25 protein-coding genes and 1 other annotated feature are annotated in these 23189 nt (G+C 47.1%); of the genes, 4 read left to right on the top strand and 21 right to left on the bottom strand.

Annotated elements, in window-relative coordinates:
* The first annotated feature begins 47 nt into the window (after window positions 1-47).
* Window positions 48-710 carry a TerC family protein gene (locus tag MHB78_RS17375; RefSeq protein ID WP_046131211.1) on the top strand — a complete coding sequence of 221 codons (663 nt, stop codon included), beginning with the start codon at window positions 48-50 and terminating at the stop codon, window positions 708-710.
* 48 nt (window positions 711-758) lie between these two features.
* On the opposite strand, the gene spxA is transcribed toward MHB78_RS17375, so the two are convergent.
* The 7 genes from spxA to MHB78_RS17410 form a co-directional block, all read right to left on the bottom strand.
* Window positions 759-1154, bottom strand: coding sequence for a transcriptional regulator SpxA (gene spxA / locus MHB78_RS17380; RefSeq protein ID WP_046131212.1), 396 nt, complete (start codon window positions 1152-1154; stop codon window positions 759-761).
* Window positions 1155-1330: 176 nt separating this feature from the next.
* Window positions 1331-1909, bottom strand: coding sequence for a GNAT family N-acetyltransferase (locus MHB78_RS17385; RefSeq protein WP_046131213.1), 579 nt, complete (start codon window positions 1907-1909; stop codon window positions 1331-1333).
* Window positions 1910-2099: 190 nt separating this feature from the next.
* Entirely contained in the window at window positions 2100-3023 is a 924-nt protein-coding gene (locus MHB78_RS17390) for an ATP-binding cassette domain-containing protein (protein WP_046131214.1), read from the bottom strand.
* 1 nt (window position 3024) lies between these two features.
* On the bottom strand, window positions 3025-4101 hold the full coding sequence (locus MHB78_RS17395; RefSeq protein WP_152654486.1) for an ABC transporter ATP-binding protein: 1077 nt from the start codon (window positions 4099-4101) through the stop codon (window positions 3025-3027).
* Between the two features lie 4 nt (window positions 4102-4105).
* Window positions 4106-5023, bottom strand: coding sequence for an ABC transporter permease (locus tag MHB78_RS17400; RefSeq protein WP_046131216.1), 918 nt, complete (start codon window positions 5021-5023; stop codon window positions 4106-4108).
* A gap of 4 nt (window positions 5024-5027) precedes the next feature.
* Window positions 5028-5963 (bottom strand): ABC transporter permease, encoded by a 936-nt coding sequence (locus MHB78_RS17405; protein WP_046131217.1) that lies wholly within the window; start codon window positions 5961-5963, stop codon window positions 5028-5030.
* 101 nt (window positions 5964-6064) lie between these two features.
* Window positions 6065-7693, bottom strand: coding sequence for a peptide ABC transporter substrate-binding protein (locus tag MHB78_RS17410; RefSeq protein ID WP_046131218.1), 1629 nt, complete (start codon window positions 7691-7693; stop codon window positions 6065-6067).
* Between the two features lie 459 nt (window positions 7694-8152).
* Window positions 8153-8375 (top strand) — a binding site (T-box leader).
* A 49-nt stretch (window positions 8376-8424) separates the two neighbouring features.
* Between MHB78_RS17410 and trpS the strand changes: the two genes are divergently transcribed.
* A complete protein-coding gene (gene trpS, locus MHB78_RS17415) occupies window positions 8425-9414 on the top strand; it encodes a tryptophan--tRNA ligase (RefSeq protein WP_046131219.1) in 990 nt (329 codons plus the stop codon).
* 133 nt (window positions 9415-9547) lie between these two features.
* Here trpS and MHB78_RS17420 read toward each other — a convergent pair whose 3' ends face one another.
* The 9 genes from MHB78_RS17420 to MHB78_RS17460 all read right to left on the bottom strand — a co-directional run bounded on the left by MHB78_RS17420 (window position 9548) and on the right by MHB78_RS17460 (window position 19407).
* The gene (locus MHB78_RS17420; RefSeq protein WP_046131220.1) at window positions 9548-10300 is read right to left on the bottom strand and encodes a YjbA family protein; all 753 of its coding nucleotides are present in this window, start codon (window positions 10298-10300) and stop codon (window positions 9548-9550) included.
* A gap of 128 nt (window positions 10301-10428) precedes the next feature.
* Window positions 10429-11343, bottom strand: a complete 915-nt coding sequence (gene opp4C / locus MHB78_RS17425; protein ID WP_046131221.1) for an oligopeptide ABC transporter permease — start codon at window positions 11341-11343, stop codon at window positions 10429-10431.
* Window positions 11344-11361: 18 nt separating this feature from the next.
* Window positions 11362-12312 carry an ABC transporter permease gene (locus MHB78_RS17430; protein ID WP_046131222.1) on the bottom strand — a complete coding sequence of 317 codons (951 nt, stop codon included), beginning with the start codon at window positions 12310-12312 and terminating at the stop codon, window positions 11362-11364.
* A gap of 84 nt (window positions 12313-12396) precedes the next feature.
* A complete protein-coding gene (locus MHB78_RS17435; RefSeq protein WP_046131223.1) occupies window positions 12397-14043 on the bottom strand; it encodes a peptide-binding protein in 1647 nt (548 codons plus the stop codon).
* A gap of 109 nt (window positions 14044-14152) precedes the next feature.
* Complete coding sequence (locus tag MHB78_RS17440) at window positions 14153-15175, bottom strand: dipeptide ABC transporter ATP-binding protein (RefSeq protein ID WP_046131224.1); 1023 nt, start codon at window positions 15173-15175, stop codon at window positions 14153-14155.
* 4 nt (window positions 15176-15179) lie between these two features.
* Window positions 15180-16154 carry an ABC transporter ATP-binding protein gene (locus tag MHB78_RS17445; RefSeq protein WP_046131225.1) on the bottom strand — a complete coding sequence of 325 codons (975 nt, stop codon included), beginning with the start codon at window positions 16152-16154 and terminating at the stop codon, window positions 15180-15182.
* A gap of 180 nt (window positions 16155-16334) precedes the next feature.
* The gene (locus tag MHB78_RS17450) at window positions 16335-17123 is read right to left on the bottom strand and encodes a DUF2268 domain-containing protein (RefSeq protein ID WP_046131226.1); all 789 of its coding nucleotides are present in this window, start codon (window positions 17121-17123) and stop codon (window positions 16335-16337) included.
* An 85-nt stretch (window positions 17124-17208) separates the two neighbouring features.
* Complete coding sequence (gene fabF / locus MHB78_RS17455; RefSeq protein ID WP_046131227.1) at window positions 17209-18447, bottom strand: beta-ketoacyl-ACP synthase II; 1239 nt, start codon at window positions 18445-18447, stop codon at window positions 17209-17211.
* A gap of 21 nt (window positions 18448-18468) precedes the next feature.
* Window positions 18469-19407: a beta-ketoacyl-ACP synthase III gene (locus MHB78_RS17460; protein WP_046131228.1), complete on the bottom strand. Its 939-nt coding sequence runs from the start codon at window positions 19405-19407 to the stop codon at window positions 18469-18471.
* Between the two features lie 167 nt (window positions 19408-19574).
* Here MHB78_RS17460 and MHB78_RS17465 point away from each other — a divergent pair, with 167 nt between their 5' ends.
* The gene (locus MHB78_RS17465; RefSeq protein ID WP_046131229.1) at window positions 19575-19832 is read left to right on the top strand and encodes a hypothetical protein; all 258 of its coding nucleotides are present in this window, start codon (window positions 19575-19577) and stop codon (window positions 19830-19832) included.
* 44 nt (window positions 19833-19876) lie between these two features.
* Here the strand turns inward: MHB78_RS17465 and MHB78_RS17470 are convergent, their stop codons facing one another.
* The 4 genes from MHB78_RS17470 to MHB78_RS17485 all read right to left on the bottom strand — a co-directional run bounded on the left by MHB78_RS17470 (window position 19877) and on the right by MHB78_RS17485 (window position 22521).
* The gene (locus tag MHB78_RS17470) at window positions 19877-20065 is read right to left on the bottom strand and encodes a ComZ family protein (protein WP_046131321.1); all 189 of its coding nucleotides are present in this window, start codon (window positions 20063-20065) and stop codon (window positions 19877-19879) included.
* A gap of 5 nt (window positions 20066-20070) precedes the next feature.
* Window positions 20071-21030, bottom strand: a complete 960-nt coding sequence (locus tag MHB78_RS17475; RefSeq protein WP_046131230.1) for a BMP family ABC transporter substrate-binding protein — start codon at window positions 21028-21030, stop codon at window positions 20071-20073.
* 87 nt (window positions 21031-21117) lie between these two features.
* Window positions 21118-21693 carry a hypothetical protein gene (locus MHB78_RS17480; RefSeq protein WP_046131231.1) on the bottom strand — a complete coding sequence of 192 codons (576 nt, stop codon included), beginning with the start codon at window positions 21691-21693 and terminating at the stop codon, window positions 21118-21120.
* A gap of 93 nt (window positions 21694-21786) precedes the next feature.
* Window positions 21787-22521, bottom strand: a complete 735-nt coding sequence (locus MHB78_RS17485) for a hypothetical protein (RefSeq protein WP_046131232.1) — start codon at window positions 22519-22521, stop codon at window positions 21787-21789.
* Between the two features lie 236 nt (window positions 22522-22757).
* Here MHB78_RS17485 and MHB78_RS17490 point away from each other — a divergent pair, with 236 nt between their 5' ends.
* A complete protein-coding gene (locus MHB78_RS17490) occupies window positions 22758-22943 on the top strand; it encodes a YjzD family protein (protein WP_046131233.1) in 186 nt (61 codons plus the stop codon).
* 33 nt (window positions 22944-22976) lie between these two features.
* Here the strand turns inward: MHB78_RS17490 and MHB78_RS17495 are convergent, their stop codons facing one another.
* Window positions 22977-23156 (bottom strand): YjzC family protein, encoded by a 180-nt coding sequence (locus tag MHB78_RS17495; RefSeq protein WP_046131234.1) that lies wholly within the window; start codon window positions 23154-23156, stop codon window positions 22977-22979.
* Window positions 23157-23189: the final 33 nt, after the last annotated feature.

Consider the following 23189-nt stretch of genomic DNA (forward strand, 5'->3'; position numbering starts at 1 on the left):
GTACAAGCAGTAAATGACGCGAGGTGCAAAAAGCGAGGTGCCAGTTGATGGAACAAGAATTACTGATGCCGTTTGTTGTCATCATCGGAATCGACCTTATTCTCGGCGGCGACAATGCGGTCGTCATTGCAATGGCGAGCCGGAATTTGCCTCCCCGGCAAAGGCAAAAAGCAATCATCATCGGCACGGGCATTGCCATTTTGATGAGGATCATGCTGACCACTCTGGCGGTTTATCTTCTTGCGGTTCCTTACCTGCAATTTATCGGAGGAATCTTCCTTCTGTATTTAGGATATCAGCTTCTGATCGAAAAAAAGGAAGCCCAGCATGTCAAAGGCGGGACATCCTTGTGGAAGGCGATTCGGATTATTGTGATCGCCGATTTATTCATGTCGCTTGACAATGTGATTGCTGTGGCAGGCGCATCACAAGGCCGCCTGACGCTCGTCGTCATCGGCCTGGCGGTTTCGGTGCCGGTCATCATTTGGGGCAGCAGGCTCATCCAGGCCGCTCTTTCCAAATTTCCGCTTCTCATCTACGCAGGGAGCGGGCTCCTTGCATACACCGGCGGTGAAATGATCGTCAGGGAGCAGGAACTGTCATCCTTTATGGCCAGACACAGTACGCTTGAAATGCTGTTTCCAGTCCTTGCGGTTATTTTTGTCATTTTGGCCAGCATTTATTACGAACAGACGATTGAAAAGCATTAAAAAGAAGGCTGAATGATTCAGCCTTCTTTCATTTCACTCAGGCCGGCCTTAGTTTGCCAGACGCTGTGCTTCTCTTAATTGGAACGTACGGACTTTGCGCGGAAGGAAACGACGGATTTCATCTTCGTTGTATCCGACTTGCAAGCGTTTTTCGTCGATGATAATCGGACGGCGCAAGAGGCCGGGATGTTCATTGATCAGCTGATACAGCTCTTGAAGCGGCATCGTTTCAAGGTTGACGTTCAGCTTTTGGAATACTTTGGAACGGGTTGAAATGATCTCGTCTGTTCCGTCTTCCGTCATCCGCAAAATTTCTTTTATTTCATCAATTGATAACGGCTCTGAAAAAATATTTCTTTCTTGAAACGGGATATCGTGCTCTTCCAGCCATGCGCGCGCCTTTCTGCAAGACGTACAGCTTGGTGATGTATATAATGTAACCATAATTCTTCACTCCTTGGAAAGTAGAATGAAATCAGCTTATTCTTAAATTGAAATAACTCTAAAGAAGTAATCTTTATAGAGTATTATACTATAAAAAAGTAAGTGTGAACAGTGTGCAATAGAAATTTTTTGACAATCCTGCGACATTTCTTTTTTTAGCCGGATTTCATTCTCATTTAGTTTAATTCATCGAAAATGTTTTTCTGCTTTTCCTCGTCAATGATCTTTAGGACATCATCAACGTGTTCGAACGATTCTCCATACCATTTTTCGTCTTTGTATGTATGGATCTTTTCGTACGTTTTTTTCATGGCTTCAAATACTTCTTCTTCTGTGTTTGATTTCGGAGACCAGTAGAGGATCTCCATTTTGTTTACTTTGCCGGTAGCCAAAGACCGGCGCCGGTAGCCGACTGACTCAGCGTGTTTAAAGTTTTCCTTTTGATAAAATTTGAGCCGCTTCGCCGTATCAGCATCATCTTCATCAACGGGTTCGACCTCAAGAAGGATCGGTTTGTTTTTCTTTTTAAGAGCCTCTATCAGTTTTGAACCGAGCCCCTGGCCCCTTGCATCCTTTGAAACGAATAAATAGTCAATGAAAATAAAGGAATCAAACTCGGCATACATCAAAACGTGATGCCTGCCTTCTTCTTTATGGTATATGTCGTCTCGTTCCTTTAATAATGCTTCCATATGCTCTTTCGACTTCATTTCTTCAACGGTAAAATACTCGCTGAGCTTCTCATACCAGTTCATTCATCTACTCCTTATGGCTGTTCTTTTATGATTCACACCTTAGATATACCCGCTTTCTCATAAAATTAAACAAACCTCCTGGAGCAAAGCAGCATGTTGCGCTTACATATACTAAGACGGATGTTCGGCCCGAAAGTTTCAGTTTTTTTTACAAAAAAGAAGACAGCCTGCGCGGCTGTCTCGTAAGCTTTTATTTGGACTGATACGCTGCAAATTCTTCCTCGGAACACATTACAAAATGCCCAGGCTTCACTTCGCGAAGCTCCATCTGTTCACCGTCTTTCAGCTTGTGAACGGATGGATCATACGTTTTTCTCACCCGTGTGCGCTCATAATCCGGGTCCGGAAGAGGAATCGCAGAAAGCAGCGACTGTGTATAAGGATGAAGCGGATTTTCGTATAATTCCTCGGCTGCCGCAAGTTCAACCAGCTTTCCGAAATACATGACGCCGATCCGGTCGCTGATGTATTTCACCATCGATAAATCGTGGGCGATGAATAAATATGTCAATCCTCTCTCCTTTTGCAGATCCTTCATCAAGTTGACGACCTGAGCCTGGATGGACACGTCAAGCGCGGAGATCGGCTCATCGGCAATGATGAATTCAGGTTCAACAGCAAGCGCTCTTGCGATGCCGATCCGCTGCCGCTGACCGCCGGAAAATTCGTGCGGATAGCGGTTGGCGTGCTCTTCATTCAAGCCGACCAGCTTCAAAAGCTCGTGAACCCTTGCAAGGCGCTCCTGCTTCGTTTTTGCCAAGCCGTGAATGTCGATCCCTTCGGCGACGATATCGGCCACCGTCATCCGCGGATTTAATGAAGCATACGGGTCCTGAAAGATCATTTGCATTTTCCGGTTGAACTCGAGAAGATCTTTGGCGGATTTTTTGCCGTGCACATTCTTTCCTTTAAACAGCACCTCACCCGAAGTCGCTTCATATAACCTGATGATCGTCCGTCCTGTCGTCGACTTTCCGCAGCCGGATTCTCCGACAAGGCCGAGCGTTTCCCCTTTGTAGATGTCGAACGTGATTCCGTCGACAGCCTTTACCGTTCCTTTGGGCGTTGAGAAGTGCTGTTTTAAGTTCTTGATTTCGAGCAGTTTTTCTGCCATATCATTCACCTTCTTTCACTTGAACCGGTTTTACGTATTGATTTTTAAACTCCCGCATTTTGCTTTTAACAGCCGCAGGCGGTTCAACCTTTGGCGCATCCGGATGCAGGAGCCACGATTTCACATAATGCGTATCAGATACTTTAAACATCGGCGGTTCCTGTTCAAAATCGATTTTCATCGCATACGGACTTCTTAATGCAAACGCGTCGCCTTTCGGCGGATTCGTCAGATCAGGCGGAGATCCCGGTATCGCCATCAATTCTTCATCCCCGTCATTGTCAAGGCTCGGCATTGAAGCTAAAAGACCCCATGTATAAGGATGCTTCGGATTGTAGAAAATTTCGTCAACCGTTCCAATCTCGACGATCTGTCCGGCATACATAACGGCTACCCGGTCGGCCACGTTGGCGACGACGCCGAGATCGTGGGTGATAAAAATGATCGATGTTTCGATCTTTTTCTGCAATTCTTTCATCAGTTCCAAAATTTGCGCCTGAATGGTCACATCAAGGGCGGTCGTCGGTTCGTCCGCGATCAGCAGCTTCGGGTTGGCGGCAAGCGCCATCGCGATGACGACCCGCTGCCTCATTCCCCCGCTGAATTCGTGCGGATATTGATTTACGCGGCGTTCAGGCATCGGAATTCCGACAAGGCTGAGCAGTTCTACCGCACGTTTATTCGCATCTTCCTTGGAAATATTCTCGTGTTTAAACAAAACCTCTGTTATCTGGCGGCCGACTTTCATCGTCGGATTCAACGATGTCATCGGGTCTTGAAAGATCATGCCGATCTCTTTGCCGCGGATCGACTGCATCTCTTTTTCCGATTTCGGCACCAAATCCTGTCCGTCAAATAAAATCTGTCCGCTCTTAAAATAGCCCGGAGGCATCGGTATCAGCTTCATGATCGCCTGTGAAGTGACGCTTTTTCCAGATCCGGATTCCCCGACGATCGCAAGCGTCTCCCCTTTGTCAACGTGAAAGTTGACACCGCGGATGGCCTGGACTTCTCCGGCGTATGTTTTAAAAGAAATGGCTAAATCTTTCACCTCAAGTAAGTGTTTCATCTTTCTCACTCCTTTATTTACGCAGCTTCGGATCTAAAGCGTCGCGCAATCCGTCGCCGATAACGTTGAATGCAAACATGGTCAGGCAGATAAATGTAGCCGGGAAGAACAAACGCCAAGGATAATATTCCAGGCCCTGCACGCCGTCTGTCGCCATCGTCCCCCAGCTTGCCAGCGGCTGCGGGACGCCGAGGCCAAGATAGCTTAAGAACGCTTCATAGAAAATCGCAGTAGGGACGGTCAATGTCATCGTCACCAAAATCGGGCTCATAATGTTTGGAAGCAGGTGTTTTCTGATGATGCGCGAGTTTTTCGCACCCAATGTTCTTGAAGCGAGAACGAATTCCTGATTTTTAAGCTGGAGCACCTGTCCGCGCACGATTCTCGCCATATTGATCCATCCTGTAATGACCATTGCGAGGATCATCGTGATTAACCCTTTTCCCATGACGACGAGAAGAAGGATCGTCATCAATAAGGAAGGAATCGCCCATAAGATGTCCGCGATTCTCATCATGATTTCGTCAGTGCGTCCGCCTCTGATGCCTGAAATCGCACCCCAGATGACGCCGATCAAAACGTCGATCAGCGCGGCGGCAAGACCGATTGTCAGCGAGATGCGGGCTCCGACCCATGTGCGGACAAACACGTCCCTGCCGAGGTCATCGGTGCCAAACCAGTGCTCTCCGCTCGGCGGTTTGTTCGCATTGGTCAAATTCGTTTCATCATAATGAAAGCTTGAAAACACCGGCGCAAAGATGGCCATCAGCGCGATGAGAATGAGAACGATAAGGCCGCACATCGCAAGCTTGTTTTCTTTAAATCTCAAAAACACGTCCGTCCAAAAAGAAAGGTTTTTCTTGGAGATTTTCTCCGCTTCGCTATGGTCGACAGCTGCAGGTTCAAACATGTCTTTAGGTATTTGCTGCATCCTTTTACTCCCCTTTCTTAGCGCCAAACAGTTTGATGCGCGGATCGATTAAGCCGTATAAAATATCAACAATGAGGACGCAAAGCAGTAAGATCGCGCCGAAAAACACAGTGACGCCCATGATAACCGTATAATCGCGGTTCGTGATGCTTGTGACGAAGTGCATGCCGAGTCCCGGTATGCCGAAGATTTTTTCAACGACAAACGTCCCGGTCAAAATAGATGCTGCCATCGGTCCCATATATGTAACAACCGGCATGATCGCGTTCCGTATCGCATGCTTGACGGTAATGGCTGCAGTGCTTAGACCTTTCGCCTTCGCCGTACGTATGTAATCGCTGCTAAGTACTTCGAGCATGCTTGAACGCGTCAGCCGGGCGATAAACGCCATCGGCATTGAAGATACGGCGATCGCCGGCAGAACGGTGTGGCCCCATGATTCCCATTGTGCGACAGGGAACACGCCAAGCTTCATCGCCAGTACATACTGCAGAAGCGCGGCCATGATAAAGTTCGGCACAGAGATGCCGATGACAGCGATAATCATCGCTGTATAATCCTGCCACTTATTCCGCTTCAGCGCTGCAATAACGCCAAATAACACGCCGAAAGCAAGCGCGAGACAAATCGCTTCCATTCCCAGTGTAAAAGAAATCGGAAAACCGGAGTTGATCAGTTCGTTCACGGTTTGTCCTTTGTATTTAAATGATGGCCCGAAATCCCACTTCATCACTGACACCAAATAGTCGAGATATTGTTTAAAGAGGGGCTGGTCTAAACCATAGTATGAATTGAGGCTGGCTTCGATTGCAGGAGGAAGCTTCTTCTCGCCTGAAAATGGCCCGCCAGGTATGGATCTCATCAGGAAGAAGGTAGCAGTGACAATCACCCATAGAGAAATCAGCATATAAACGAGACGACGGCCTAAAAATTTAATCATGTTTACACACCTCCGAATTTTCAGTCTATTAAACTCTTATCATAAATAAAAGTATATGGGGGAAAATCCTTTAGAGCCCCCATATACTTTTTGATGCAGTTTTATTCAAAATGCGCAGTTTTGAAATAGAGTTCTCCTGTCCCTGTCAAAACAAAGCCTTTTAAGCTTTTATCGTGCATGTAAGGCATCGTGTAGAAGTAGATCGGAGCGATCGGCATTTCATCCATCAGGATGCCTTCGGCTTGTTTCATCAGCTCGATGCGCTTTTGCTCATCCGTTTCGGTTGAAGCTTTTGAGAGAAGCTCTTTATATTGGGCGTTTTCCCAGTTTGTATCGTTGTTTCCGCCTTCTTTATCCCGGTATGTTTCAAGGAAGTTCATGCCGTCGTTAAAGTCGGCGATCCAGCCCATTCGGCCGATTTGATAGTTGCCTGTATGAAGCTTATCGATATAAACGTTCCACTCTTCATTGCCCAATTCAACTTTAACGCCTAAATCCTTGTTCCACATTTCCTGAACGGCTTGAGCGATTTTTTGATGGGCTTCATCCGTGTTGTAAGAAAGCGTGATTTTCGGTAGATCTGACGCCTTTTTAAGGCCCAGCTCTTTTAAGCCTTTTTTCAGATATTCTTTTGCTTTTGCAACATCATGGTCTTTGTAGTATGGTTTGTTTGACTCAAATCCTGTGACTGCCGGAGGTACGAATCCGGTCGCCGGAATCTGCTCAGCCTGTGTGATGTTTTTGACGATCGCTTCGCGGTTGATCGCATATGTCAGAGCTTTGCGGATATTGGCATTGTTCAGCGGCGCTGCTTCTGTGTTGAATTTATAAATGTACACCGCTGCGAACGGATCAATGTTTAAGCCTTCTTTTTTAAGGCTTGGGATCGCATCCGTCGGAATCTCGTCAAGAGGCTGTCCTACGAAGTCAATCTCGCCTTTTTTATACATGTTCAGGCCTGTGTTAGGGTCGTTGACCATCGCCATGTTAATCTTTTTCAGTTTTACGGAATCTTTATCCCAGTACTGGTCGTTTTTCTCCAGTACGATGTTCCCGCTGTGCTTCCATTCCGTCATTTTGAAAGGTCCGTTGGATACATAATTTTCATCAGCTTTTGTATACCACTTCGGATGTTTCTCGGCGACTTTTTTATTGACCGGCATGTAAGTGTAAAACGCGGTAAGTTCCGTGAAATACGGTGTCGGTTTTTCAAGCTCGACTTTCAACGTCTTGTCATTCACCGCTTTAACGCCGACGTCATCAATCTTTCCTTTGCCTGTGTTAGCCGCTTCACCGCCTTTTAAGTAGTAAAGCTGGTAGGAGTATTGCGATTCGTTTTTCGGGTTAAGCGCCCACTTCCAGGCATACTCAAAGTCCTCGGCTGTTACAGGATCTCCGTTTGACCATTTCGCATCTTTCCGGATTGTAAACGTATATGTTTTCTGGTCTTTGCTGACTTCGATCTTTTCTGCTGCCGCATTGACCGGCTTTCCGTCCTTGCCAATCGTTGTCAACCCTTCGAACGTCTGGCGAAGCACGTTTCCAGAAACCGAATCGTTTGCAAGGCCCGGATTCAATGAAAACGGTTCAGTTTTTATATTGACATTCAATGTATCTTTTCCTTTGCTGTCTTTCTTGCCGCCGTCTCCAGAGCTTGAGCTGAAACCGCAAGCGCTCAAAACGAGGGTGAACATAAGCAGTAAACTGATAAATGATAAACGCTTCTTCAAGAGAAACCCCCCTATGTTGATATTTTTTTAGTTCCTTACTCCTTAACATTCAGATTTATCATAAAAAAGTAATAGGCCCACTTGCCATACTTTTTCTTCTGTTTCGTCTTTTCTGAATATTTATTATGTAAAGAACCTGTAACACCGAAGTGAACAAATTCATTATAATTAATAGAATAATTTATTGCAATATTAATTTTCAATTATTTTTTTATTCAAACAATTCGCGTTTGTCAGCTTTTCTGCCAAAGTTCTTAAGACACTTCTCTGTTTTAAAGCATAACATCGTTAAAATCAAAAGCTGCTTAATCCTGACAGAATCGTTTTTTACATATAACAATCTCCACACACAATAAATAACGTCCGGCCATTAAGCAAACGTTTTTCATCGCTTTCATAAGATTCTTTATTTAACACTGGTGACTTTTATTTCAAATTTATATATAATAAAATTATGAATTAAATGCTTTGAAAAAGAAGAGTACACATTTCTCCCCATTTAAAGAGAGTCCGCGTTGCTGGGAGCGGATAATGGCGAATGTGGAATGGGCTTTGGAGCAGCTGACCGAACGGTTTTCAAGTAGGCTCAGACGGAGAAGGCTTCGTTAACAACGTCTAAAGTGATTTCATTTTGTCCATAATGAAATAATCAGGGTGGCACCGCGGTTCATTCGTCCCTTTTTTTAGGGAAGAGTGGGCCTTTTTATTTTGAAACGAAAAGAGGGATTCACATGAAAACGATATTTTCCGGAATTCAGCCGAGCGGCTCCGTTACGCTTGGCAACTACATCGGAGCGATGAAACAATTCGTCGAGCTGCAGGATGACTACAACTGCTATTTCTGCATCGTTGACCAGCATGCGATCACAGTTCCGCAGGACCGCCTCAAGCTGAGAAAAAACATCCGCAACCTGGCCGCTCTTTACTTGGCCATCGGCCTTGATCCAGAAAAGGCGACGCTGTTTATACAGTCTGAGGTGCCTGCGCACGCACAGGCCGGCTGGATGCTGCAGTGCGTCGCCTATATCGGCGAACTCGAGCGCATGACCCAGTTTAAAGACAAATCGGCGGGCAAAGAAGCCGTCGTTGCTGGGCTGTTGACATATCCCCCTTTAATGGCGGCCGATATCCTGCTGTACGGAACAGACGTCGTCCCTGTCGGCGAAGACCAAAAGCAGCATCTTGAACTGACGCGGAATCTGGCTGAGCGCTTCAACAAAAAATACAATGACATCTTTACGGTGCCTGAAGTAAAAATTCCGAAGGTCGGCGCCCGCATTATGTCGCTGGCCGATCCGCTCAAAAAAATGAGCAAGTCTGATCCGAATCAAAAGGCGTTCATCACATTGCTTGACGAGCCAAAACAGCTGGAGAAAAAAATCAAAAGCGCCGTCACCGATTCAGACGGAATCGTCAAATACGATAAGGAAAACAAGCCGGGAGTGTCCAACCTGCTGACGATCTATTCGATCCTTGGACAAGTCTCCATCGAAGAGCTCGAAGCAAAGTACGACGGCAAAGGCTACGGCGAATTTAAAACCGATCTTGCCGAAGTCGTGGTCAATGCGCTGTCACCGATTCAGGACCGGTACTACGAACTGATCGAATCAGAGGAATTGGACCGGATTCTCGACGAAGGCGCAGAGCGCGCAAACAAAGCGGCAAACAAAATGCTGAAAAAAATGGAGAACGCGATGGGCCTCGGCCGCAAAAAACGCTAACAACAAAACCACTTTCCCTTGCCATGGAAAGTGGTTTCTCGTTTATTCAAAAGCTTTTTCTTTTCTAATAAAATGTCGCTAAAAACAAACGAAAAAGGCCATCGGCACGCTCGACAGCCTCTCTGCTTCTTATTTAGTTGACTTTAGACTCATTTTCAATTTCCCACAGTTTTTCAAAAAACGGCTGCCCTTTTATCAAATTCTCGCAAAAGTCCCGGTGTTTATCAGACCAGCCGTCGATCGTTTCATTGAAAAGCATGTCCCAGATTTCTTCAAATGTCATCCGTTTAATCTGCTCATACATATACGGATTCCATTCCGTGTACCAGTAGGCAATCTCAGCGCGGTTTTTGAGGCCTTTCAGCTGATCAAGCGCCATGAACAAAAGCTGCTTGAGCTGGCGTTCCTTTCTTGTTAGTCCTCTGACATGCTCCGGTGATAATGATAGAATGTGGTATTCTTTGGAAGATTGCAGCTTTTCCTGCGAAAATTCGTATTCCTTCGCCTCGACGTCCTTTACCATTTCGTACACAAGCTGCTCTTGCCTTGGAATGAGGCGGCTTTTTCTGACCGGTATTGAATAGCCGGCCGTATCAACCGCGAGAATTCCGATGCCGTCCGTTACAACGAAGCAGTGGTCAAGCTGTGTCCGTTCGTGATTTTTGCGGATATACGCTTTTTGATGGACATCGTTTAACAATTCCGCCGGAAGCTCTGACAGGTCATTTTCTATGTAGTGAAACAGAACGGACGAAACCCTTAACAAAGGCACCTGGTCAAGCAGTTCAACACTGTCTTCCTTCCGCCATTCGTGAAAGTGGCAGACATTGTAGCCGTTTTCTTCTCCCTCAAACCAATTCACCCACACATCATGAAGAAATAACATTTCTAACCCCTCACTTTTATAAAAACTGTTGTCCACAGTATAGGCAAGGAGAAGAGAATTTATTCCATCAGGCAAAGATTATGGCAGAACGAATCAGCAAAAAACCGGGGTAAAATCCCCGGCTTCGTTCATTTGATATTCTTCGGATCAAGCGCATCGCGCAGTCCGTCGCCGACAAAGTTAAAGCATAATACAGTGAGTAAAATCATGAGTCCCGGGAACAGCGGATACCACCACGCCTGAATCATAATCGTGAAATTTTGCGCATCCTGGAGCATGTTTCCCCAGCTCGCCATCGGCGGCTGAACACCGAAGCCGAGGTAGCTGAGCGCCGACTCCGAAAGAATGACCGTTCCGACGGATAATGTGGCAGCAACGATAATCGGTCCCATCGCATTCGGCAAGATATGGGAGAAAATGATCTTGTGGCTCCTTGTTCCGATCGTTTTTGCAGCGAGAACGAATTCCCTCGACCTCAAGGATAAAAATTCACCGCGGACGAGCCGCGCCGTCGTCGTCCACCTCGTCAAGGCGAAGATTAAAATCAGCTTGTCAATGCCCGGCTGAAAAATCGTCACCAGCGTAATCAAGAGGAAGATGTCGGGTATCGACAAAATGATGTCGACGAGCCGCATCATGATGGCATCAATGATTCCGCCGAAATAGCCGGCTACGGCGCCGACCACGGTGCCGATGGTAATGGAACCGAGCACAGAAGCGAAGCCGACGAGAAGCGATACTTGGGCGCCGTACAGCAAACGGCTGAAAATGTCGCGTCCGAACTTGTCCGTTCCCATCAGATGTTCAGCGCTCGGAGGTTTCAGCTTGTTCAGCAGATTCTGCTGCTCCGGCGGATACGGAGCGATCAGCGGCGCAAACAGAGCCGACAAGATTATGATGGATAATATAATTCCGCTGATCACCGCCAGCTTGTTTTTGAAAAACTTTTCAAAGAAGATTTTTGTCATCGTTTCCGGCTTCGGCGCGACATTTTCCTGAAGCCTGATCTCCGGTGAAGGCGCCGGTGAGTTTGGCTGTGTCATGACCTTAGTCCCCCTCCTTTAATACTCAATTCGCGGATCGACGATTGCGTACAAAATATCGGCAATTAAATTTCCGATGACGACCAGCACGGCAGATATGACGGTCATGGCCATGATGACCGGATAATCTCTTTGGAAAGCGGAATCGACAAACAGCTTTCCGAGGCCCGGCCAGCTGAAAATCTGTTCGGTTACGACGGCTCCGCCGATAAAGGAAGGAATCATCAGTCCAAAAATCGTGATCACCGGCAGCAGTCCGTTTCGGAGTCCGTGCTTGTACACGACCCGGTTTTCTTTAAACCCTTTCGCTCTGGCCGTCCGCATGTAGTCCTGCCTGAGCACATCGAGCATGCTTGACCTCGTATAGCGCGTGAGTCCCGCCATATCAGCGGTTGCGAGTACGAAAGCGGGCAGAATCAAGTGATGAATGCGGTCCCACAAGCTGAAATCTGAATTGATCGTCATGACGCCGCCTGTCGGAAACCAGCCTAAATTGACGGCAAGAAACATAATCAGGATTAATCCAAGCCAAAAATTCGGGACGGCAAGTCCGATAAACGATGTAAATGTAATCCCGTAATCAAGCTTTGAGTACGGCCGCCTCGCTGAAAGCACCCCGAACGGAATCGAGATGAGAAGCGCGAGAATGGTCGAAACAAGCATCAATAAAAGCGTGTTCGGAAGCCTTGCAAGTATCAGTTCGGTAACAGGCATCCCTTTTCTGACGATTGAGGTGCCGAAATCCCCCTGAACCATGTTTCCGAGCCACTTCAAATATTGAATGTGCTCAGGCTCGTTCAAGCCGTATTTCTCGATGAATTTTTCCCGGTCTGCCGCACTGATCGTCGGGTCCATCATTAATGCCATCGGATCCCCCGGGGCGGCTTTCATAATGGCGAATGACAAAATGGTAATCCCAAGCAAGATCGGAATCGACATGAGCGTCCTGCGAATGATATATGTAACCATTTTTGATCCCCTTTTTGATTAATTTCTTAAAATGAAGGGGAAGGAAGCATCTTGAAAACCTCCCTCCCCTTAAGGGAATTTCCTTTATTTTTGATCCAGCCACCAGTTTTCGGCTTTATAGAAATCTTCCTTCGGATGGAAAACAAAGCCTTTCATGTTGGCCGGCATCGCTCTGTGGTAATTCGTGTAGTACAGGAACGTGTACGGCTGATCTTCCGCCAATATTTTGTAGATGTCTTCATACGCCTTTTTATAATCTTCACGGTCTTTCAGCGTTTTGGCCTTGTCGAGCAGCTTATCAAGCTCTTTATTTTGATACCACACATAGTTCAGCCCTTTTTCCGCTTCTTTCGAATGGAAAATATTGCTTTGGTCAGGGAATGTGGCTAAGCTCCAGCCCATGATCATCGCGTCAAAATCCCAATTCGGCGGATTCATCTGTTCGATCAACGCGCTCCACTCGACGATTTGCGGCTTTGCCTCAATGCCGATTTCCTTCAATTGCTGCTGAACGACAACCACGAGGTCTTCCCTCGTCTTATTGCCCTGGTTTGTTTTGAGGACGAAGGAGAATTTTTTGCCGTCTTTGTCTAAAATGCCGTCGCCGTCCGTATCAGACCAGCCGGCTTCCTTCAGCATTTTCTTCGCTTTTTCAGGGTCGTGGTTAAACGTTTTAATCCCTGCTTCATTGTCCGGATAATTCCATGACAGCGGGCTTTCAGGAATGTTGGCGATTTTTCCGTCTCCGTCAAGAACCTGGTCGACCATCGCCTGGCGGTCGAGGGCATATGTCAGCGCCTGGCGGACCTTCTTGTCTTTAAAGAGCTCGTTCTTTTCATTCCAGCCGATGTACGTATAGTTCAAGCCCAAATCTGTGTCGATTTTTACATTATTAAATTTTTCCGCGGTTTTATAGTCAGGTCCCGGCGTAATGACTAAATAATCGATATCTCCGGCTTGAAGCTGAGACAGCGCCGCATTGGAATCCGGGATGATTTTATACGTGATCGAGTCTAAATGCGCACGTCCCGCGAAATAATCGTCAAATGCTTCAACTTTGACATATTGCCCCTGTTTCCATTCTTTGAATTTAAACGGTCCGGTTCCGATCGGCTTTTTCCGGTTGAATTCATGCTCGCCGAGCTCGCTGATCGGGACGTCCTTCAAGATATGCTTCGGCAGGATGCCGTAGCTCGTCATCGTCACATTGTAAAAATAAGGGTCCGGATGCTTCAGCTTAAACTCGACTTCATATTTTCCTTTTTTCGTGACGGATTTGAGCACTTCAAAGTTTGAGCCGCGCTCCCCGACATAGTCTTTGCTCATCGGAATGCTGTACGTAAATACAACGTCATCGGCGGTCATTTCCTTGCCGTCATGGAACTTGACGCCTTTTTTGAGCTTGACGTCAAACGTCAGGCCGTCCTCGGACTCCTTCACATCCTCGGCAAGCTGTTTCTCGACTTCCAGCTTTTCATTGACATCCAATAAAGTATTATAGAGAAGCCTTTCAATATCAGAGCTGGCCGTATCTGTTGAATACAGCGAGTTAAACAGCGTCGGCTCCCCCGTTGATCCGGCGATCAGGTCTCCGCCCTGCTGCGGTTTGCCGTCAGATTTGCCTTCCTTCTGCTCCCCTCCGACTTCGCCGCTGTTGCAGGCCGAAAGAAAGACCGACAAGATCAGCAGCAGGCTTAAAATCGAAAATCCGGTTTTTTTGCGTATCTTCATTTTACGAATTCCCCCTTTTTAAACTGTTGTTTTTTCCGAGCCGAACGGGCCCCGTTTTTGAAGAAGGCATTCCCCCTCTCAAGGATTAAATATGTAACGGCCGTCCCCTTTATTCGTAAAGGTGGCATGCCACGAAATGGTTTGTTTTGACTTCCTTGAAAGCGGGCACCTTTTCCGCGCACTCCGGTTTTGCAGCCGGGCATCTCGTATGAAAGACGCAGCCGCGCGGCGGATTGGCCGGGTTCGGAAGCTCCCCTTTCAAAACGATCCGCTCCCGCTTTGCGCGCCCTTTCTTTCGCGTAACCGGAACGGCGGAGAGCAGCGCCTGTGTGTAAGGATGAAGCGGATTGTCATACAGCTCGTGTTTATCTGCCAGCTCCATCATTTTGCCGAGGTACATCACGCCGACTCTGTCGCTGATGTGGCGGACGACGCTCAAATCATGTGAGATAAACAGATAGGTCAGATTAAATTCTTCCTGAAGCTCTTCCATCAGGTTAATGACCTGGGCCTGGATCGACACGTCCAAAGCCGAAACCGGTTCATCGGCGATGATGAGCTCCGGATTGAGCGCAAGGGCCCGCGCGATGCCGATTCTCTGGCGCTGCCCGCCGGAAAACTCGTGCGGATAGCGGTTTGCAAAAGACGGGTGCAGCCCGACTTTTTCCAAAAGTTCTTCGACTCTTTCGTTGCGTTCTTTGAAGTTGTACATACGATGTGTGTTAAAAGGCTCTTTGATGATGGATCGCAATGTCTTTCTCGGATTCAGTGAAGCAAACGGGTCCTGAAACACCATTTGAATATTTTTGCGGATGCTTTTTCTTAAACTTTCTTCTGACAAATTTGAAATATCCCGGCCTTTGTAAAGGATTTGCCCTGCTGTCGGTTTATAGAGGCGGATCATCGTCCGGCCGGCTGTCGATTTCCCGCATCCCGATTCTCCGACGATCCCGAGCGTTTCGCCGCGCTTCAGCGAAAAGCTGAGCCCGTCAACCGCTTTGACATCGCCGATCTTTTTCTGGAATATCCCCGAGCGGATCGGAAAGTATTTTTTGACGTCTATGAGCTCTAAAAGGGATTCATCATGTTCCACATCCCTCGCCTGCTGCAGGTTTTCCGCTGTTGCAGTCATCTCCTCATTTCCCCTCCTCGTATAAGAAACATCTGACGGCCCGTCCGTCGGGCCGGGTTTTCAGATCCGGCTGCAAGCTCCAGCATTTATCCATTGCATTTGGACACCTCGGAGCAAAGCGGCAGCCTGCCGGGAGGTTGTCGGGCGTCGGCACATTCCCCTCGATGGCCGTCAGCTTTTCGATGGAGCCGTCAATGACCGGGATCGAATGCAGGAGCCCCTGTGTATACGGATGGAGAGGGTTGTCAAAAAGTTCGTCAACCGCGGCGTTTTCTACGACTTGTCCGCAATACATGACGATCACGCGGTCGGCGATTTCAGAAACGACGCCGAGATCATGGGTAATAAGCAGAATCGAAGTGCCGAATTTGTCGCACAAATCTTTCATCAGCTCGAGCACCTGAGCCTGGATCGTGACATCGAGCGCGGTCGTCGGTTCATCGGCGATGAGCAGCTTCGGATTGCAGCTGAGGGCGATCGCGATCATCACCCGCTGCCGCATCCCTCCTGACAAACGGTGCGGATAGTCCTTCATCAGCTGTTCGGCTCTCGAAAATCCGACCAGCTTCAGCAGTTCCACCGCCTTTTTGTCAGCTTCCTTTTTTGATAGTTTTTTATGATAGATGAGGACCTCCGTGATCTGCTCGCCGATCGTCAGCACAGGGTTCAGGGATGTCATCGGCTCCTGAAAAATCATGGAGATATCGTTTCCGCGAATCTTGCATAACTCATGTTCTTTGTATGTAACGAGATCCCGGCCTTCCAGCTTGATGGAACCGTTCATGATCTTTCCGCCGGAGCTCCCGACAAGTCCCATGATCGATAAAGAAGTGATGCTTTTTCCTGATCCAGATTCTCCGACCAGTGCAACGGTCTCCCCTTTTTCGATCGAAAAATCAACTCCGTCAACCGCAGGTATGGGCTGTTTTTTTCTGAAAAAGTAAGTTTTTAAGTCACTGACTTCCAGCAATGCGCTCATCCGGATTCCCCTTCCATAGACCAGAAGTTAAATATGATTGAAAACTAATATAAATTCCTTTCGATAAGACTGAATTATCTTAAAATTTTATAGTTGTATATTATTACATAATCATTACAAAATCAAGGAATTTTTAGATGTTTTGTCATAATATTAATTTATTGTCAATTTTTTAATGTATTAAAGCATTGGAACTATAAAGTCTTCGGCCGGCAGGGATAGCACATCGGCAACCTTTAATTTTTTGCTGGATAAATATTTTTTTACGATATTGTAGCCGACGGCATATCCAAGCATATCAGGATAATAACCTTTTCCAAATAAAATGTTGGGGAACAACCGGCCATCTTGCCGGCGCAGCCCGAAATAAGGCCGAATCAGTCGATTTTGAAAATGTTCGAGCTGTTTTTCCGAATAAAACGACGTCCACCCGGCTATCTCCGACTCTCCAAATCTTTCATAAACAGCGTTTTCCGCCAATCCTTCAAGAACGATTGTATCAAGAAGCGTCACATCTTTTTCCTCTTTCGGCATATTTTCTAACCGGCAAACGTGATTGTATTCGTGAGTCATGACCGCTGATATGGAGGAAGAAGAAATATGCGTCGAAAGAAACAAAAATAATTTATCGCGAAAAGCAAGCCCGGATTTGGAGCCGAATTCGGCCCTGATTTTCCGGTTTCTTTCGTCGACAGGGAGGATGATGATCGGAACGTCCGGGCCGTTCCAGCGTTTCTTTAACAGCCGCTCCTCCTTTTTCACATGCTGGAATACGCCTTTTTCCCTGAGCCCCTTCATCGTCTTCTGCCCGTCTGACCAATAGCGGAGCATGCCATGGGATTGAAGGTGGCTGATCAAGGACATGCTTTGGTTCGATTTCGCCCCTTTGAAATACGGAAGAAGACAAAGAGACAGTTCCCGCATGGATGAAGCTTTTTCATACCATTCATAAGTTTGTTCGACACTCATCCGGATCACTCCTTTCACCTGTATGGTATGCAGGCGAAAAAAAAACGGCTACCATTTGACATGGCAGCCGTTTTTGATACGGTTGTTATTCATATTTTTTAAAGATAAGCGTCGCGTTATGTCCGCCGAAGCCGAGCGAATTGCTGAGCACGACATCCACGTTCTGGCGGCGCGCTTTGTCCGGAACATAGTCCAGATCGCAGTCTTCATCAGGCGTTTCGATATTGATTGTCGGAGGGATGATTCCGTCTTTAATCGCAAGCACTGAGAAAATCGCTTCGATTCCTCCGGCAGCGCCGAGCAGGTGCCCTGTCATCGATTTCGTTGAGCTGACAGCAAGCTTGTACGCATGCTCTCCGAAAACTTCTTTGATCGCGATCGTTTCAAACTTGTCATTGTACGGCGTGCTTGTTCCGTGTGCATTGATGTAGTCAATCTGTTCAGGCGACATGCCGGCGTCTTTGATCGCTTCTTTCATCGCTCTGACGCCGCCTTCTCCGTTTGGCGCAGGAGCAGTGATGTGGTACGCGTCCCCTGTTGAACCGTAGCCGACGACTTCGGCGTAAATGTCCGCTCCCCTGCTTAATGCATGCTCAAGCTCTTCGAGAACGACGATTCCCGCTCCTTCTCCCATGACGAAACCGTCTCTGTTTTTGTCGAACGGACGGCTTGCCGTTTTCGGATCCGGATTCGTGGAAAGCGCTTTGTTTGCGGAAAAGCCCGCGAAGGACATTCTTGTAAGCGGCGCTTCCGTTCCCCCGGTGATCATGACATCCGCGTCACCGCGCTGGATGACTTTAAATGCATCACCGATCGAGTTCGTCCCTGTCGCGCACGCCGTAACCGTACACGAATTGACACCTTTTGCGCCGAGCGCGATGGAAACCTGGCCTGTCGCCATATCCGGGATCATCATCGGTACGAAAAACGGACTGACCCGTCTCGGCCCTTTTGTCAAAAACGTTTCAAACTGCTGTTCAAGCGTTTCAAGTCCGCCGATGCCGGAACCGATCCAGACGCCGATTCTCGCAGCATTTTTGTCATTAATATCAAGCTTGGCGTCTTCGACCGCCATTTTTGAAGCAACAACGGCATATTGCGTGAACCGGTCCATTTTTCTTGCTTCTTTTTTATCCATATAATCTTCTATATTAAAATCTTTCAGCTCTGCGGCTACTTTTGCAGGGTACTCATCCGCGTCAACCCGCGTGATCGGGCCTACTCCGGAAACCCCGTTAACCGCGTTGTTCCAGCTCGTTTTGACGTCATTACCAAGAGGTGATAAAGCTCCTAATCCGGTAATGACTACTCTTTTCCTATTCATAAGTTGCACCTCACCTTTCTTCTAGCGGCCCCAGCGCATGGCGATGGCTCCCCATGTTAACCCTCCGCCAAAACCGACCATTACAATGACGTCTCCGTCTTTTATTTTACCAGCTTCAAGTTCTTCCACAAGAGAAATCGGAATCGAGGCAGCTGACGTGTTTCCGTATTTATGAACCGTTTTGGACATTTTTTCAACCGGAAGCTCCAGGCGTTCCCGAGCGGCTTCCATAATCCTGATGTTCGCCTGATGCGGGACAAGAAAGTCGACATCCTCTTTTGTTAATCCGGCTTTTTCAATGACGTTTACGCTCGATTCTCCCATTTGGCGGACGGCGAATTTGAACACTTCTCTGCCATTCATGATTGTATGATCTTTCTCGTCCAGGTACAAGTGCTTCCCGCCTCTTCCGTCAGCGCCGAGCTCAAACGACAGAATGCCTCTGTCATCGCTGACAGGTCCGACGACTGCAGCGCCTGCTCCGTCTCCGAATAAAACGCATGTGTTGCGGTCATCCCAGTCGGTGATGCCGGAAAGTTTTTCGGCGCCGATGACCAGAACGTGTTTATACGTTTCCGCTTCAATAAACTGTTTGGCTGTGACAAGACCGTACATGAATCCGGAGCATGCGGCGCTGATATCCATCGCACACGCGTTGAAAGCGCCGAGTTTTTCTTGAATCATGCAGGACACCGTCGGAAATGCCTGATCAGGAGTAACGGTAGCGACGAGAATCATATCAAGGTCTTCCGCCTTTATATTTGCATCCTCCATCGCTTTCTCTGCGGCGGCGACAGCCATGTCTGACGTCATCTCGTCTTCGGCTGCGATTCTTCTTTCTTCTATTCCAGTTCTTGTACGAATCCACTCGTCAGATGTTTCAACCATTTTTTCCAAGTCGGAATTCGTCAGCACCTTTTCAGGGATATACCGGCCAATTCCAATAATTCCAGCTTTCATAGGAAAGACTCCTTTATTCATGATTTTTTCCAACTAATGTTATGAGCAATTATTAGTATCTGGTACTAATCCTACCCTATTTTTTTTTAGTTGGCAATATATTCGTCTAATCTATCAGGCCGTTCCCTTCATATAGTAAAAATATAGAAAGAAAGGGGGCGTAACAGATGGCGGATGACGATTTTTTCACGAAAATGATGTTTGGCTCACATCCGCCGGGCAAACGTGAAGAACAGTCTGAAAAACATGAAGACGGAGAAGACGGGCCTGACGGGACGACGGAAGCGGCGGAAATGACCGAACCTGATTACATGCACATAATGAATCAGATTGGCCAGATCATGGATTCCATTGACGAGCTGAAGCCTGCCTTTAAAGAAATCGGGTCGATGGTAAGCGCCTTGAAAAATAAGATTTCCAAGTAAAAAGCCACTCGATATAAGTGGCTTTTTCGGTCATCTCATGTAGACTACTCGTCTGACCCTGCATCCGCTTTGCCGAGCTCGTATGCTTCTGCCATGACCTTTGTAAACAATGTCATAAACGGCTGAAGCATCTCTGGCGAAAGCTCGATTCCCGCTTTCTCCATCTCTTCTTTTGCTTCCGGTACGTATTTCATGGCAATTTGCAGAAATTCCATCGATTTTTCGTGCTGCACGTAGATCACCTCACGTTTTCATCCGGCAGTTTTCCCGTTTTTTTATATTGTTCAATAAGTCCTTTGATTTTTTTCTGGAAGGCTTGATCGACAACCGGGCTGAATTCGCCCATTTCGATGACGCCGTCCTGAATGTCAAAGACCCGCCGGCCTCCCTTGAGCGTTCCTTTATTGAATTCGCCGGCGATCAGTTCATAAGCTTCGTCAACATGCTGGATGGTGCTCGTCAGGACGACGTTCTCCCCCAGCTCCGACTGGTCGCTTACATAGCCTATGGCGTATAGTCCGTCTTTTTTGATTTGTTCAATGACAGGGACATTATACCCATCTCCCGCCGGATATACAACATCGGCGCCCGCTTTTTTCATTTTTTCGTACTTTTGAACGGCCTTTTCGGAGTCATCCCACTGTCCCACATACTCTGTCATGACCGAAATGTCTGGATTCACATATTTGGCGCCTTCGATAAACCCTTTGACTTCAGGCTGCCAGCTATGCGTTGCAAGTATGCCGAGTTTTCCTGACTTTGATTGGTGTGCGGCGGTCATGCCGCCGAAAAAGCCCATCGCCCTTCCGTCAAAGTCGATGCTGGTCACATTTTTATGCTCGGCTTTGCTGTTAACCAAGACGAAATGAATGCCGGGATAGTCTCCGCTTATACGATTAAACACTTTTTCATATTCGCTTCCATGCCCGAAAATTAAATTGACGCCTTTTTTCTGAAAATCGTCTACGGCCATTTTGATAGCCGCTTCATTATCGATTCCTTCTTTATAATAGACATCGACACCGTAGACAGACTGTATTCTTAATAGTCCTTTATATCCTTTGGTTCCCCATACTTGATCGCTTATTGTATCAGGGACAAGCAACCCGACCTTTTCAATCTTCCCGTTCAGCGATGCTTGTCCGCAGCCGCACATCGCAAGGAGCATCAAAAAAATCACGACAAGCCTGTATACCATGCCCTGTTCAACTCCCTTTCAAAAAAAACCAGCAATTCAAATCTAACTTTATTGTATCCTTTCACGTACAACTAAGGAAGATCTTTCTTATTTTTTGTCGAAAATTGTAGTCATTTGTCTTTTCCATTCCTCGATTTTGGAGGCTGCTTCTTCTTCCGTGATCTGCCGTTTAAATTGCAGCGGTGAAGGGTCTTTTTCCATCATGTACACGGCAAGCTGTGATGCAACATCATCGACGAAAAAGCCGGACTCTCTGCTTTCTTCGTCCTCTTCCCCGGCGTTCCACGGGCCGTACATGTCCGGGAGAACGATCGTTTGAAAGCCCTTCTCTTCAGCCTCTTTCTTGACGGCCTCATCTTCTTGATGTTCGTACAGCAATAGAAAAACAGGCGTGTCTTCTGGCAGCTCATCCCGCGCTCTTTCCGGCATCTTCTCAGGATATTGAATAAAAATCTTGTCATAGCCGCTGCCCGCGTCTTTTTCAATCACGCAGAAATGCTGATTTCTCACCAGCCACATCAGCCGTTCTTCAAGGTATAACCGCTTTTTTTCGTCACTTGCTTCTTGCAATTTGACGTCAATGCTGATACCTTCCTCCATGAGTCGTTCGCAAAATGAAAGGCCGAAGAATTCGTCTGCTCCAATCACCAGTGCTGATTTCATCCTGAAAGACCACCTTTCGATTCAGCTTCTCCCGCCGTTTTGAAAACAGCGAAAAACAGCCCTGAAGACATCGGGCTGCTACTATTCTATTCTCTATAAAACTTTTTCATGCGTTTTGAAAAAGTTCGCGATCGCTGAATAAATGCGGTAGGGATGATCGAACAAATGCAGGGTCAGCCCTACGCGGTGCACGCCTTCCATCTGACGCTCCTCAAACGTTTTGGCGTGCAGCATGTACGGGTATGAAGAACCGTTCAGCTTTTGCCAAATGTGAACAGGCACAAGATTGTGATAAGGTGAAATCGTTTTAAACGGGTAATCTGCAGCTTCCCTTTCTGATATGCCGTAACTGTCTGCAACTTCTTTAATAAACTGCTTGTAAAAAAATTTATTTTCCTTTTCCCTTTTATTATGAGCCTGAAGATCAAGGCAAGGATTCAGCATCGCAGCAGAGCGGATTTGTCCCGGAATCGAGCGGAGGAGTTCGTCAGCCACCAGCGCGCCTGTTCCTTCTGCAAGCAGATGAATTTTTTCGTTTAAAATTTCCTGTTTGAATACATAGTGAATCAGCTGCTTTGCGTATGCAACGGCTTTTTCCGATCCCCAGTGCCTGCCGAACAGATTGCTGTTCACAAGGGTGTACCCCTTGTTTCGCAAACTCGTAAGAAGCTGGTTTCTGCCGTAATGCTGGAGCCAGAAGCTCGATTCTTCCGTGACGAAATGGTTCCGGTCGCCGAAAATAAAGACCGCGAAACCGTTTGGCCTGTAAGGAAGATGAATCACGTTCCATTCTGTATCGAGTTTGAAAAAACGTTCCGTTATTTTCATCACTTGCCTGCCTCCTTCCTGCCGTAATCTGCTCCATTATTTTATGTGGAGCATGCAGCAAACGTATAAGGAAAAGCCCCAGTCTAAATGATGAAAAATAGATTTCGCAACGGAGTGTCTAATATTTCTGAAAAGTGATGTCTTACTCTGCCCTGTTCACTAAAATGCCCTTTCTCGTTTACTTTATGTGTGGTATGATATGCTTTAGAATCGATTGAGAAGGACGAGGTGGAAACGTGAGATTTATCGCAGCTTTTTTTTGGACGTTCCTTTTGACACAAATGGCTTGTTATATTGTCGGAGCCATGAGCGGTGCTGCATACGACTTTAAGCTCAGCTCGACGATGGGTGTCATCATCACCGTTATCGTCATTATACTTGGAGAAATTATGCCTGTTGAAAAGGATGCAGGTCAACATTAAAACCCCGCCTTCAAGGCAGGGTTTTTGCGTTTTTTACGGCTTTCTTTTATATGTCCAAAGGCGGTTGTGGTTGGATGTTTCAGGAAAAAATTCACCGGCTTTCAGCTTGATCTGCTGCGGATTTTTGACCATGCTGCCGGTCTCGCCAATCTCCACGTAAACGCCGTTGTTGGGCGCTTTGTGACCCGGGCGAAATTGATGCTGCTGTCCCATATTGCTTCACCCCTTTTTAGAAATATAGTCTGC

This window comes from Bacillus sp. FSL K6-0138, assembly GCF_037982765.1.
In the GTDB taxonomy this organism is placed as follows: domain Bacteria; phylum Bacillota; class Bacilli; order Bacillales; family Bacillaceae; genus Bacillus; species Bacillus glycinifermentans.

Bases quoted from the DNA above. Each gene is read 5' to 3' on its own strand.
- MHB78_RS17375 (WP_046131211.1), top strand. From the start codon at position 48: ATGGAACAAGAATTACTGATGCCGTTTGTTGTCATCATCGGAATCGAC.
- spxA (WP_046131212.1), bottom strand. From the start codon at position 1,154: ATGGTTACATTATATACATCACCAAGCTGTACGTCTTGCAGAAAGGCG.
- MHB78_RS17385 (WP_046131213.1), bottom strand. From the start codon at position 1,909: ATGAACTGGTATGAGAAGCTCAGCGAGTATTTTACCGTTGAAGAAATG.
- MHB78_RS17390 (WP_046131214.1), bottom strand. From the start codon at position 3,023: ATGGCAGAAAAACTGCTCGAAATCAAGAACTTAAAACAGCACTTCTCA.
- MHB78_RS17400 (WP_046131216.1), bottom strand. From the start codon at position 5,023: ATGCAGCAAATACCTAAAGACATGTTTGAACCTGCAGCTGTCGACCAT.
- MHB78_RS17405 (WP_046131217.1), bottom strand. From the start codon at position 5,963: ATGATTAAATTTTTAGGCCGTCGTCTCGTTTATATGCTGATTTCTCTA.
- trpS (WP_046131219.1), top strand. From the start codon at position 8,425: ATGAAAACGATATTTTCCGGAATTCAGCCGAGCGGCTCCGTTACGCTT.
- MHB78_RS17420 (WP_046131220.1), bottom strand. From the start codon at position 10,300: ATGTTATTTCTTCATGATGTGTGGGTGAATTGGTTTGAGGGAGAAGAA.
- opp4C (WP_046131221.1), bottom strand. From the start codon at position 11,343: ATGACACAGCCAAACTCACCGGCGCCTTCACCGGAGATCAGGCTTCAG.
- MHB78_RS17430 (WP_046131222.1), bottom strand. From the start codon at position 12,312: ATGGTTACATATATCATTCGCAGGACGCTCATGTCGATTCCGATCTTG.
- MHB78_RS17435 (WP_046131223.1), bottom strand. From the start codon at position 14,043: ATGAAGATACGCAAAAAAACCGGATTTTCGATTTTAAGCCTGCTGCTG.
- MHB78_RS17440 (WP_046131224.1), bottom strand. From the start codon at position 15,175: ATGACTGCAACAGCGGAAAACCTGCAGCAGGCGAGGGATGTGGAACAT.
- MHB78_RS17445 (WP_046131225.1), bottom strand. From the start codon at position 16,154: ATGAGCGCATTGCTGGAAGTCAGTGACTTAAAAACTTACTTTTTCAGA.
- MHB78_RS17450 (WP_046131226.1), bottom strand. From the start codon at position 17,123: ATGAGTGTCGAACAAACTTATGAATGGTATGAAAAAGCTTCATCCATG.
- fabF (WP_046131227.1), bottom strand. From the start codon at position 18,447: ATGAATAGGAAAAGAGTAGTCATTACCGGATTAGGAGCTTTATCACCT.
- MHB78_RS17460 (WP_046131228.1), bottom strand. From the start codon at position 19,407: ATGAAAGCTGGAATTATTGGAATTGGCCGGTATATCCCTGAAAAGGTG.
- MHB78_RS17465 (WP_046131229.1), top strand. From the start codon at position 19,575: ATGGCGGATGACGATTTTTTCACGAAAATGATGTTTGGCTCACATCCG.
- MHB78_RS17475 (WP_046131230.1), bottom strand. From the start codon at position 21,030: ATGGTATACAGGCTTGTCGTGATTTTTTTGATGCTCCTTGCGATGTGC.
- MHB78_RS17480 (WP_046131231.1), bottom strand. From the start codon at position 21,693: ATGAAATCAGCACTGGTGATTGGAGCAGACGAATTCTTCGGCCTTTCA.
- MHB78_RS17485 (WP_046131232.1), bottom strand. From the start codon at position 22,521: ATGAAAATAACGGAACGTTTTTTCAAACTCGATACAGAATGGAACGTG.
- MHB78_RS17495 (WP_046131234.1), bottom strand. From the start codon at position 23,156: ATGGGACAGCAGCATCAATTTCGCCCGGGTCACAAAGCGCCCAACAAC.